The 12,299-nt window shown below is 67.4% G+C and carries 8 protein-coding genes; all 8 read right to left on the reverse strand.

Annotated elements, in window-relative coordinates:
* Positions 1-185: 185 nt before the first annotated feature.
* Complete coding sequence (locus tag IV112_RS03635) at positions 186-1,382, reverse strand: acetyl-CoA C-acyltransferase (protein WP_304001088.1); 1,197 nt, start codon at positions 1,380-1,382, stop codon at positions 186-188.
* A gap of 13 nt (positions 1,383-1,395) precedes the next feature.
* Positions 1,396-3,777 (reverse strand): 3-hydroxyacyl-CoA dehydrogenase/enoyl-CoA hydratase family protein, encoded by a 2,382-nt coding sequence (locus IV112_RS03640; RefSeq protein WP_304001089.1) that lies wholly within the window; start codon positions 3,775-3,777, stop codon positions 1,396-1,398.
* 69 nt (positions 3,778-3,846) lie between these two features.
* Entirely contained in the window at positions 3,847-5,154 is a 1,308-nt protein-coding gene (locus IV112_RS03645; RefSeq protein ID WP_304001090.1) for an OmpP1/FadL family transporter, read from the reverse strand.
* Between the two features lie 72 nt (positions 5,155-5,226).
* On the reverse strand, positions 5,227-5,628 hold the full coding sequence (locus IV112_RS03650) for an acyl-CoA thioesterase (RefSeq protein ID WP_304001091.1): 402 nt from the start codon (positions 5,626-5,628) through the stop codon (positions 5,227-5,229).
* Complete coding sequence (locus IV112_RS03655) at positions 5,625-7,592, reverse strand: 3-hydroxyacyl-CoA dehydrogenase NAD-binding domain-containing protein (RefSeq protein ID WP_304001092.1); 1,968 nt, start codon at positions 7,590-7,592, stop codon at positions 5,625-5,627. Before IV112_RS03655 ends, IV112_RS03650 begins: the two co-directional genes overlap by 4 nt.
* Complete coding sequence (locus IV112_RS03660) at positions 7,589-8,872, reverse strand: acetyl-CoA C-acetyltransferase (RefSeq protein ID WP_304001093.1); 1,284 nt, start codon at positions 8,870-8,872, stop codon at positions 7,589-7,591. Before IV112_RS03660 ends, IV112_RS03655 begins: the two co-directional genes overlap by 4 nt.
* A gap of 9 nt (positions 8,873-8,881) precedes the next feature.
* Positions 8,882-11,362 (reverse strand): acyl-CoA dehydrogenase, encoded by a 2,481-nt coding sequence (locus IV112_RS03665; protein WP_304001094.1) that lies wholly within the window; start codon positions 11,360-11,362, stop codon positions 8,882-8,884.
* 91 nt (positions 11,363-11,453) lie between these two features.
* Positions 11,454-12,119: a TetR/AcrR family transcriptional regulator gene (locus IV112_RS03670; protein ID WP_304001095.1), complete on the reverse strand. Its 666-nt coding sequence runs from the start codon at positions 12,117-12,119 to the stop codon at positions 11,454-11,456.
* Positions 12,120-12,299 lie beyond the last annotated feature (180 nt).

Raw genomic sequence — 12,299 nt, forward strand, 5'->3', positions numbered from 1 at the left:
ACGCGTCCTGTGGGGCAAGCTTGCTCGCGATGGCGATCTGAGAACCGAAGTCCGCGGTCCGCCAGCGCTGCGTCGCGGGCAAGGCCGCGCCCACAGGACGCCTCGGGAACGACCCGCGCCGATGATTCTGTGGGAGCGGCCTTGGCCGCGACTGGGCCTTCGCACCGGCGCCGTCGCTGTTCCGCTCACACCTTCTCGAATATGCCGGCCGCACCCATGCCGGTGCCGATGCACATGGTCACCATGCCGGTGCGCGCTTCACCGCGCTGCATCGCCGCGATGACGGTGGCGGTGCGGATGGCACCGGTCGCACCCAGCGGGTGGCCGAGCGCAATCGCACCACCGAGCGGATTCACCCTCGCAGGATCGAGATCGAGCGTGCGCATGACGGCCAGCGCCTGAGCGGCGAACGCCTCGTTCAGTTCGATCCAGTCGATATCGGCCTGCGCCATGCCGGCCTGCTTCAGCGCGCGCGGAATCGCCTCGACCGGGCCGATGCCCATGATTTCCGGCGGCACGCCGGCCACCGCGAAGCTGCGGAAGCGCGCGATCGGGGTCGCTCCGGTGCGCTGCACCGCCGCCTCCGACATCAGCAGCACCGCCGCCGCGCCATCCGACATCTGCGAGCTGTTGCCGGCAGTGACCGAGCCGCGCGCGGCGAACGCCGGGCGCAACCTCGCCAGCCCCTCGGCGCTCGAATCGGCGCGCGGACCTTCGTCGGTATCGAACACGCGTTCGACGATGCGCACCGTGTTGCTCGCCAGGTCCGGCAGATGGCTGCGCACGGTGTAGGGCAGGATTTCACCGGCGAAGCGGCCGGCGGCGATCGCCGCCAGCGCCTTCTGGTGGGACGCGAGCGCGAAGGCGTCCTGGTCCTCGCGCGACACGGCGTACTTGTGCGCCACCTTTTCGGCCGTCAGGCCCATGCCGTAGGCAATGGCTACGTTCTCCGGCGATTCGAAGGCACGCGGATTCACCGTCACCTTGTTGCCCATCATGGTCGGCATCACCGTCATCGATTCGGTGCCGGCACCGATGGCGATATCGCATTGGCCGGTCATGATCTTCATCGCCGCGTCGGCCACCGCGTTGAGCCCGCTGGCACAGAAGCGGTTCACGGTGACGCCCGGCACCGACACCGGGAAGCCGGCGAGCAGCAGGCCGATGCGCGCGACATTCATGCCCTGCTCCGCTTCCGGCATCGCGCAGCCGACCACCACGTCGCCGATGTCGTTCAGGTCGAATGCGGGCACCGCGTCGACCACGCCGCGCAGCGTGTGCGCCAGCATGTCGTCCGGTCGCACGTGGCGGAAGGCACCACCCTTCTTCGCGACCGCCGTGCGCTTCGCGGCGACGATGTAGGCATCCTGTATCTGTTTCATCGCGAATCTCCCGTCAGTTCCGCAGCGGCTTGCCGGTGTCCATCATGTGCGCGATGCGCGCCTGCGTTTCCTTCGTCTTCAGCAGATCGACGAACAGCGCCCGCTCGACTTCGAGCAGCCACTGTTCGTTCACCCGCGCGCCGGTTTCGATGTCACCGCCGCACAGCGCGGTCGCCGACGCGTGCGCGACGCGGTAGTCGTGCGCGGAAATCATGCCGCCCTCGCGCATGTTCGCCAGCATCATGTCCAGCGTCGCGATGCCGCTGCGACCGGCCACCGGAATGTCGACCGCCGGCAGCGGCGGACGCCAGGCGCTGTCGGCCATCGCCACCGCATTGCGGCGCGCGACGTGCAGCAGTTCATTCGCGTGCATCACGACCACGTCCTCCTGCTTCAGCAGGCCCAGTTCCTGCGCGTGGCGTGCGCTTTTCGACACGTTCGCCATCGCGATGGTCTGGAATACCGACTGCAGGAAGTTCATCGGGTCTTTCGTTGCCGACGCTTCGGCCGCGCGCGCAGCGCGGATCGCGAATTCCTTGCAGCCACCGCCAGCCGGGATCAGGCCGACGCCCGCTTCGACCAGGCCGATATAGCTTTCGAGTGCCACCACCGCGCGCGGCGAATGCATGACGAACTCGCAGCCGCCGCCGAGCGCCATGTTCTGCACCGCAGTGATGACCGGCACCTGGGCGTACTTGATCGCCATCGACGCCTGCTGGAAGTCGTTGATCACGCGTTCCAGCGTCACGAAGTCGCCCGCTTCGAGCACCGGACGGATCTGCTTCAGGTTGGCACCGACCGAGAAGGGCCCCTGCGGCTGCCAGATCACGAGGCCGTCGAAGTCGCGCTCAGCGCGCGCGATGGCTTCGCGGATGCCGTCCAGCACCTTCGGCCCGACGCAGGACATGCGGCTCTTGAAGGACAGCACCGGCACCCGCTCGCCGTCGGCGTCGTCCAGCGTCCACAGCCGCACCTCCTCGCCTTCCCATACGGTGTGCGTCGCGCGCGGCACTTCGGCCAGCACGCGTTCCGGGAATAGCTGACGCGGCGACACGCTGCGCGGCTCGAGCTTCGCGGCGACAGCCGACCACGAACCCGCGGCCTCGTGCACGCCGTGGCGCTCGAACACCCAGGCCGGCAGCGGCGCGTCCGACATCGCGCGGCCGGCGGCGATGTCCTCGCGCAGCCATCCGGCGACCTGCTGCCAGCCGGCGCCCTGCCAGGTTTCGAAGGGGCCGGCGCTCCAGCCGAAGCCCCAGCGCATCGCGAAGTCGATGTCGCGCGCGTTGTGCGCGATGTCGCCCAGATGGACGGCGACGTAATGGAACACGTCGCGGAAGATGGACCACAGGAACTGCGCCTGCGGATGTTCGCTCGCCCGCAACGCGGCCAGCTTCATCGCCGGGTCGCGCTCGGCAAGTATCGTCTGCACCTCTTCGGCGACCGCGCCGGCGGCATCGCGGTAATCCTGCAGCGCAAGGTCCAGCACCTTGATCGCCTTGCCATCCTTGCGATAGACGCCGGCCTTGGTCTTCTGCCCGAGCGCGCCGCGCTCGACCAGTGCGGCGAGCCAGGCGGGTGCGACGTAGTGGCGGTGCCAAGGGTCGCCCTGCAGATTGTCGGTCATGGTCTTGACGACGTGCAGCAAGGTATCCAGACCGACCACGTCGGCCGTGCGGTAGGTGGCCGATTTCGGCCGGCCGATGGCCGGGCCGGTCAGCGCGTCGACCTCGTCGAAACCGAGGCCCAGACGCGTCGTATGGTGCATGGCCGCCAGCATCGAGAACACGCCGATGCGGTTGGCGACGAAGTTGGGCGTGTCGAGCGCGCGCACCACGTTCTTGCCCAGCGTCGTGGTGAGGAAGTCTTCGAGGCGGTCGAGCAGCGCGGCGTCGGTGCCGCGCGCCGGAATCAGTTCGACCAGCGCCATGTAGCGCGGCGGGTTGAAGAAGTGCACCCCGCAGAAACGGCTGCGCATCGCTTCCGGGCAGCCGTCGGCCAGCGCATTGATCGACAGGCCGGAGGTATTGGTGGCGAAGATCGCGTCAGCACGCAGATGCGGCGCCACCTTGGCGTACAGGCCGTGCTTCCAGTCCATGCGCTCGGCGATCGCCTCGATCACCAGATCGCAGTCGGCCAGTCGCGCCGCGTCGCGGTCGTAGTTCGCCACTTCGATATGAGCCGCGCGGTCGGCGGTGGCCAGCGGCGCCGGTTCGAGCTTCTTCAGCCCAGCGATGGCGCGCTTGACGATGGCGTCGGGGTCACCCTCTTTTGCGGCCAGATCGAACAGGATGACGGGAACGTTCGCGTTGGCGCAGTGGGCGGCAATCTGCGCGCCCATCACGCCGGCGCCCAGTACGGCGACGCGACGGATGCGGAATCTGGAGGATGTCACGATGCGGACTCCCGGGAGAGGCGGCCCGGCCGCGCGCGGCGACCGGACCGGGTACGACAGAGGGACGGATCAGAAGCGGGTCGAGTACTGCACGCCAAGGATATCGACTGAGTTCTCGTACTCGCCGACTATCCTGCCGGTCGTGAGCGGCGTCGTGCCACCGTTGTTGAGCTTCGCGTCCTTGACGAAGATGTGGGCGTAGCCCACATCGACTGCCGAATCGGCAGTCGGCTTCCACTGCAGGCCAAACGACAGCCAGAAGCGGTCCTCGTCTGGTACGCGCGGCAGACGGGTTGCGTCACGCACTGGTGTCTGGTCCCAAGCCAGACCGAACTTCAATTTCAGCGCATCGGTATAGGCATACGTGCCACCGAATGCAACACGCCAAGTGTCGCGCCAACGCAAATCCTCGGTGGTCACGTTTACACCGTCGGTGCGATTGATGCTGAGCTCTTGCAGCGAAGACCATCCCGTCCAACTCACATCGCCCAACATGGTCCAACGCTCGGATAGTTGCTGATGAACGCTGAAAGTCGCCACCTCGGGAAGCTCCACGTCGGCCGTTACATTGCCGCCGCGTGCCGCCGTTACGCCAGGCAAAGCAAGAGCACCGGCCGCGTTAAGTGCCGTGAACTTTGACGTACCCTTCAATTCGTAATCGATCTTCGACCGATAGGCTAGGCCCAGTCGGGTCGTCGGCGACAACTGATACATGGCGCCGATATTCCAGCCCCACGCCGTGTCGTCGCCTTCAATGCGTCCAAGTAGTGCTGATCCGCCTCCCGCCGTTGCCACCTTGGTCAGATCAGCGTCAATGCGCTGGAAATTAACGCCGAAACCTACCGAAAACACGTCGCTCACCTTGAAGGCGATGGACGGGTTGATGTTGACCGTCTTAAGTTCCGACTTCACAGCATGAAATCGACCGACCCAGCTATTCGGGTACTCGGTCTTCAGGCCAAATGGCGCACCGACCCCCAAGCCTGCGAACAAGCGATCGGTCAGCTGCCAAGTCATGTAGCCCGCAGGGACGGCTGCCCAATCGCCGGCATCTCCACCGTTGCCACCCACTCCGGGCGCGCCTCCGGGCCCGGTCGACCCACGGTCTGAGAACTCGGCTTGCGGCCGTACCAGGTCGACCGAGAAGGCCACATTGCGCCCGGGCAGCAGCGTCATGCCGGCCGGGTTGAAGAACACCGTGCTGGCGTCCTCGGCGACCGCCGCGCTGCCGGCATAGGCGTTACCGAGGCCGCTCGCGTTGCCTTCGAGTAGCTGGAAGGCGGCGGCGTGGCTGGCGGTCGAGCCGAAGGCGCCGATCGCCAGGGCCAGAACCTTCATCGTGGCACCGTGGCTGCGGCGCTGTTTCGTCTGCGTCATGACTCCTCCTCTGTGCGTCGTAAATGGTGCTGCGCTCACGGCGTGTCCCTGCACAGGGCACACCGAATACTGTCAGGACTGTTCGGGCGCGATCAGTCGCTTGCTGCCGTCCTCGTTCACCGCGACATAGGTGAGCTGCGCCGAGGCGACCTTCAGGATCTTCACACTGTCATAGCCGGTTTCTGCGTAGACGTCGACATCGACCGTGATCGACGTGGTGCCGACGCGCGCGACGCGCGAGTAGAAGGACACGAGGTACTGCGTCGTGATCGGCTGCAGGAAAACGAATGAATTGACCGCCACCGTCACCACGCGGCAACGCGTGCGGCGCATCGCCGCGATCGATCCAGCGACGTCGACCTGCGACATGACCCAGCCGCCGAAGATGTCGCCGGCGGCATTGATGTCGCGCGGCATGGGCAGCATGCGCAGCGCCGGTTGTTCTTCTGGAAGGTGTTCGATGTTCTGGCTCATGGATGACTCTGATGTTGCATTGCGGAAACCGCATGATAGTGCAGCGGTCCGCCGGTATACGGAGCGAAGCCGGCGCCGAAGATGAGGCCGGCGTCGGCCAGGTCTGCATCGGCCACCACGCCCTGCTCGACGCAGCGGCGCGTCACCCGGATCAGCGGCTCGACCAGCCGCGCCGCCAGTCCCGCCGGCACGGTGGCAGCGCCGGTGCGCACCGGTCGGCCATCCTTCCAGACGTAGAAGCCCTGCCCGCTCTTGCAACCGAGGTGCCCGGCGTTCACCCGCTGCTGCAGGCAGGCTGGTGCCGTTGCGCCGCCGGTCAGGCGGGCGCCTGCGGCCATTGCGATGTCGAGACCCACGGTATCGGCCAGTTCGATCGGCCCCATCGCCATGCCGAAATCGAGCGCCGCGCGATCAACCACCTCGGGCGACATCCCTTCGTCGACGCATTTCATCGCTTCGAGCATGTAGGGTCCGAGCACCGCATTGACCAGAAAGCCTGGCGCGCTGGCCACCGGCAGTGGCAGCTTGTCGAGCGCGCCGACGAAGGCGGCGGCGCGCTGCACTGCGAGCTCGAAACTGTCGGCACCGCGCACCACTTCGACCAGCGGCATCTTCGCCACGGGATTGAAGAAATGGATGCCGACCAGACGGCCGGGCACGTGCAGCGCCTGCGCGATGTCCTCGATGCGCAGGCTGGAGGTATTGGTGGCGATCAGGGCGTCGTGTTTCGCGCGCCGCTCGACGTCGGCGAGCAGCGCCTGCTTGGCGCCGAGATCCTCGTAGATGGCTTCGATGATCAGGTCGGCACCGGCGACGCCGGCGCCTGTCGGGTCCGGAATCAGCCGGTCGAGCGCGGCGCGCAGCGCAGTGCGGTCGCGGCGGAACTTGCGCGCAAAGGCCTTCGCCGCGCGCTGCATGGCCGGCGCGATGCGCGCGAGGCCGTTGTCCTGCAAGGTCACTTGGAAGCCGCGCAGTGCGCACCAGGCGGCGATGTCGCCACCCATGACGCCAGCGCCGACGACGTGCACGCGGCGCACCGGCGGCAGCGTCGCGGCGTCGTTCTTCGCGAAGCCGCGCAGACGCTCGCGCAGGTGATAGACGCGCTGCAGGTTGGGCGTCGTCGGGTGGGCCACCAGTGCCGCCATCGACGCCGGATGACCGGCTGGCACCGCCAGCGCATTGCCGCCGAAGTCGCGCCACATCTCGACGATGGCGTAAGGCGCCGGGTAGTGCTCGCGACGTGCCTTCTTCGCCACGCCTTCAAGCGCCTTGCGCGCCACCATGCCACGCAGCGGGCCGAGCAGCAGGCGCTGCAGCAAGGGCAGCGGACGGCGCGCCGGGTCGGACAGCACGCGGGCGCGGGCGTGCTCGCGCATCAGCCTCGCCGGCGCGATCTCGTCGACCAGGCCGGCCGCCTTCGCCCGCTTCACGTCGAGTGCGCGGCCGGTCAGCATCATGTCGAGCGCGGCCGGTGCGCCGATGCGTTGAGGCAGGCGCAGCATGCCGCCCCAGCCGGGCACGATGCCCAGCAGCACTTCGGGCAGTGCGAAGCGGGTGCCCGGTTCGTCCACCGCGACGATGTGGCGGCAGGCGAGCGCCAGTTCGGTGCCGCCGCCGACGCAGAAGCCGCGCACCAGTGCGCAGGTCGGGTAGCGCACGGCGGCCAGCCGGTTGAACAGGTTCCAGCCGCGGCCGACGATGTCGCGCGCGCCCGCTTCGTCCTTCACCGCACCGAATTCGCCGATATCGGCGCCGGCAATGAAACCGCCCGTCTTGCCGGACAGGATGACCAGCGCGCGCGGTGGCGCGGCGTCGAAGGCGTCGAGCACCAGGCCCAGTTCGCGCATCGCCTCGCCGGACAGCGTGTTCACGTTCTCGCCAGCGCGGTCGAACACCAGCCAGACGAGGTTGTCTTCGTCGCGCTCGATGCGCCAGTGCTTCAGATCGCTTGCATGCACGCTCATGCGGTTTCCACCAGCATCGCACCACCCTGTCCGCCGCCGATGCAGATCGAGGCCATGCCGCGGCCACCCCCGCAGCGCTTCAGCACGTGCAACAGATGCAGCACGATGCGCGCGCCACTGGCGCCAACCGGATGGCCGATCGCGATCGCGCCGCCATCGACGTTGAGACGCCGCTCGTCCAGCGTACCGAGCGCGTGTGACAGTCCGAGCTGTTCGCGGCAGTAGCTGTCGCTCTTCCACGCTTCGATGCAGCCGATCACCTGGGCGGCGAAGGCTTCGTTGATTTCCCAGGCGTCGAGGTCGTTCAATCCGAGACCGTGACGCTGCAGGATGGGCGTCGCGGCATGCACCGGGCCCAGTCCCATCTGCGCCGGATCGAGCGCCGCCCACTGCACGTCGAGGATGCGGCCAAGCGGCTTCAGGCCGTACTGATTGACGGCCTTCTGCGACGCGAGCAGCAGCCAGCTCGCGCCGTCGGTCACCTGCGAACTGTTGCCCGCGGTGATGTGGCCGTGCTTCCGGTCGAACACGGGGCGCAGCTTCGCCAGCCGCTCGACCGACGAGTCGCGACGCATGCCGTCGTCTTCGGCGTAGAGCTTTCCGTCGCGGTCGGTCAGCGGCACGATCTCGCCGAAGCAGCCTTCGTCGAGCGCGCGGGCCGTGCGCTGGTGCGAGCGCATGGCGTAAAAGTCCATCTGCGTACGGCTGATGCCGAACCGGGCGGCAAGATTCTCGGCGGTCTGGCCCATGTTCAGACCGATCACCGGATCGGTCAGCCCCTTGATCAGGCCGATCACGGGCGCCAGCATCGCCGGCCTGAACTTCGTGATCAGCGATGCGCGCTGGCCCAGCGTCTTTGCCGCGTACCACTGCGACAGCCAGCGCACCATCGCGTCGGAGAACAACAGGTGGGCGCGCGACAGCGCATCGACACCGCCGGCCAGCACCAGGTCGGCGCGACCGCGCTGGATGTTGGCGAGACCGGAATCCAGTGCCTGCATGCCGCTGGCGCAGTTGCGCATCACCGTCCAGCCGGGCACGCGATCGCCACAGCCCATGCGCAGCGCGGCGATGCGGCCGATGTTCGCCTCGTCGGCCGACGGCGCGGCGCAACCGAGAATGACTTCGTCGAGCTGGTCCGGGCGGAAAGGCTGGCGTGCCAGCAGCGCGTTGCCGGCCGCCACCGCGAGGTCGGCCGCTGCGAACGGACCGGGCGCGTTGCGCGACTTCAGGAACGGGGTGCGCGCTCCATCGACGACGAATACTTCGGGAAACGCCATGGCCACTCCTCAGGCGGCGAGCGCGGTGACGTTGCGCGCTTCGGCCGGCGTCGCGGGCACGGCGTCGGCGCCGAAGTCCTGCGCGAAATCGTCGACCTTGACCACGCGGTCGCGCAGTTCGTCGCGCCGGGTGACCAGCGCGAATTCCTGCGCGTCGATGACGCCAGCCTCGAAAGCGGCGCGCATCATGCCCGGCCCGCGCGCCTTCAGATCGCCGCGCTTCTGCGCCGCGCGCACCTTGGCTTCGATCGCCTCGGCGGCCACCGTCGCCTTCAGCGCATGCTCGATGGCGCCGACCGCGTCGTGCTCGTCCTGCGGCACATACATGTCCGCGGTCAGCCGGTCGCGCGTCGCCGACGGCTCGATCAGCAGCTTCGCCACCTCGCTGCCGAGGCGGTCCGACGGCACCACGTAGGGCCGGCCGAGCGGGAAGATGAGGCGGCGTAGCAGCATGCCGATCAGGCGGTTCGGGAAATTGGAAATGACGCCTTCGAACGCGGTCTGCGCATGGAACAGGGCGTCCCAGATCGCCCAGTGCATCAGCGGCGCGTCGGCTGCCTGGCGGCCTTCGGCCTCGTAGCGCTTCAGCGTGGCCGAGCACAGATACATCAGCGACAGGATGTCACCCAGCCGCGCCGACAGCTTCTCCTTGCGCTTCAGGTCACCGCCCATGGTCAGCATGGCGGCGTCGGCGATGAAGGCGAAGGCGGTCGAGAAGCGCGTGAGCTGCTGGTAGTAGCGTCGCGTCTCCGGCGCCAGATCACCCGGCACGCCGACCCAGTGCGAACCGGTCAGGCCGGTGATCAGCGTGCGCACTGCATTGCTCGCGGTGTAGCCGATGTGCGCGAACAGCGCGTCATCGAACTCCGTAAGGGCTTCCGGCGTATCGTCGGCCAGCGCGGCGCGCATTTCGCGCAGTACGTAGGGATGGCAGCGGATGGCGCCCTGACCGAAGATGATGAGACTGCGCGTCAGGATGTTTGCGCCCTCGACCGTGATGCCGATCGGAATCTGCTGGTAGGCGCGGCCGAGGAAGTTCGACGGGCCGAGGCAGATGCCCTTGCCGCCGAGGATGTCCATGCCGTCATTGACGACGATACGGGCGCGCTCCGTGATGTGGTACTTGACGATGGCCGACACCACCGACGGCTTCTCGCCGAGATCGATGGCCGACGCCGTCATCCGCCGCGCCGCGTCCATCATGTACAGGTGGCCGCCGATGCGGGCCAGCGGTTCCTGTATGCCTTCGAAGCGGCCGATCGCCGTCTTGAACTGGCTGCGCACGCGGGCATAGCCGCCGACGGCGCGTGCGGTGAGCTTGGCCATGCCGGTGTTGGAGGCCGGCAGCGAGATCGAACGGCCGGCAGCCAGGCACTCCATCAGCATGCGCCAGCCCTGGCCGGCCATCGCCGGCCCGCCGATGATCCACTCCAGCGGCATGAACACGTCGCGCCCCCAGTTCGGGCCGTTCTGGAACACCGCGTTGAGCGGGAAGTGGCGACGACCGATCTGCACGCCCGGGTGGTCGGTCGGAATCAGCGCGCAGGTGATGCCGATGTCTTCGGTTTCGCCCAGCAGGTGATCGGGGTCGTACAGGCGGAAAGCGAGGCCGAGCAGCGTGGCGACCGGGCCCAGCGTGATGTAGCGCTTGTCCCAGGTCACGCGCATGCCGAGCACTTCGCGGCCCTCATGCATGCCGCGGCAGACGATGCCGTAGTCGGGAATCGACGCCGCGTCGGAACCGGCCTGCGGGCTGGTCAGTGCGAAGCACGGAATCTCCAGCCCCTTGGCCAGGCGCGGCAGGTAGTGATCCTTCTGCGCGTCAGTGCCGTAATGCAGCAGCAGTTCCGCCGGGCCGAGCGAGTTCGGCACCATCACCGTCACCGCTGACGCCGAACAGCGCGTCGACAGCTTGGTGACGATCTGTGAGTGCGCCCAGGCCGAGAACTCCTTGCCGCCGTACTTCTTCGGAATGATGAGGCCGAGGAAGCCCTTGTCCTTGATGTACTGCCAGGTCTCCGGCGGCAGGTCTTTCAGCTCGTGCGAAATGCGCCAGTCGTCGGACAGACGGCACAGCTCATCAACCTCGTTGTCGAGGAAGGACTGTTCTTCGGCGCTCAGTTGCGGTTCCGGGTAGGCGTGCAGTTTCTGCCAGTCGGGATGCCCGCGGAACAGTTCGCCTTCCCACCAGACGGTGCCCGCTTCGAGGGCAATGCGTTCGGTATCCGACATCGGCGGCAGGATGTTGCGGTATACCGCGAGCAGGGGCCGCGAAATCAGTGCGCGGCGCAGCGGCACCAGATTCAGCAGCAGCGCCGGAATGCCGACCAGCACGGCGACGGTGACGCTGGCCGCGACCGACCAGTCGAAATGCAGTGCCGCTGCGACCAGCCAGGCGGCGAGCGCCGCGGTGATCAGCAGCAGTGGCACCCGCATGTAGGCCAGCGCGATCAGGCCCAGCGGCAACAGCAGAAGAAGCGTCCAGGTCATGTGTATCTCCTCGTCCGGTCATGCTGCTGCGATACGCGCGCAAGGCGCTTATGTCCGCAGTCTAGTTGTAATCGTCCGGGCTTTCGCCCCATCAGTTCGATTCCGGCAACGGCGCGCGCAGGCCGCCGAGCAGGAAACTCATCAATCGCGGCACCATGCGCGCCATCGCGTCCGGCTCGTCGATCTGCACGCCGGTCATCACCTGCAGCGTGTCGAAGCCGGATACTGCGTAGGACATGGCGCCGAACATGAAATGCAGGCGCCACACGATGTCCTCGACCGGCACTGCCGGCAGCGCCCGGCTCAGGGCGTCGCGATAGCGGCCGATCACCGGCGCGTACTCGGTCGCCAGGCACTCGCGCACCACCGCCGACGGCTCGGTGAAGGTGCGGCCCAGCAGGCGCATGAATTCGCGTCCCTGTTCGCTCTGCGCCGCCAGCGCCAGCGAACCGCTGAAGAAGCATTCGACGATCACCCTCGCCTTGACCGGCGCACCGCCGGCGGCGGCTTCCGCGTCGTCGAGCGCCTGCATGCGCAGCGCGTTCAGGGGTCGTAGCCCGCGCAGCAGCACCTCCTGCACCAGCACGTCCTTCGAGCCGAAGTGATAATTGACCGCCGCCAGATTGACGCTGGCCGTGGTCGTGATCATCCTCATCGAGGTCGCCTCGAAACCGTGCGCGGCAAACAGCGACTGCGCCGCATCGAGGATGCGGATGCGCGTTTCGGTCACGGAAAGTCGGTTGCGGCGGGCGTCCATGGGGTCGGGCACGGCCTTGTGTTCAAACGTTCGTTTGAATCTAGACCCTCGTATCGCACATGTCAATCCTGCACCGCCGCATAAGCCGGAACCGCGGCGGCTACCTCTTTCGGGGCATTGTCCTGCGTCGCTCCCGCCCGAATAATCAGCCTTCACATCCGCCTCCGCCCTGTGGCACGA

Origin of the sequence: Methyloversatilis discipulorum, assembly GCF_018780585.1 — a bacterium.
Classification (GTDB): Bacteria; Pseudomonadota; Gammaproteobacteria; order Burkholderiales; family Rhodocyclaceae; genus Methyloversatilis; species Methyloversatilis discipulorum_B.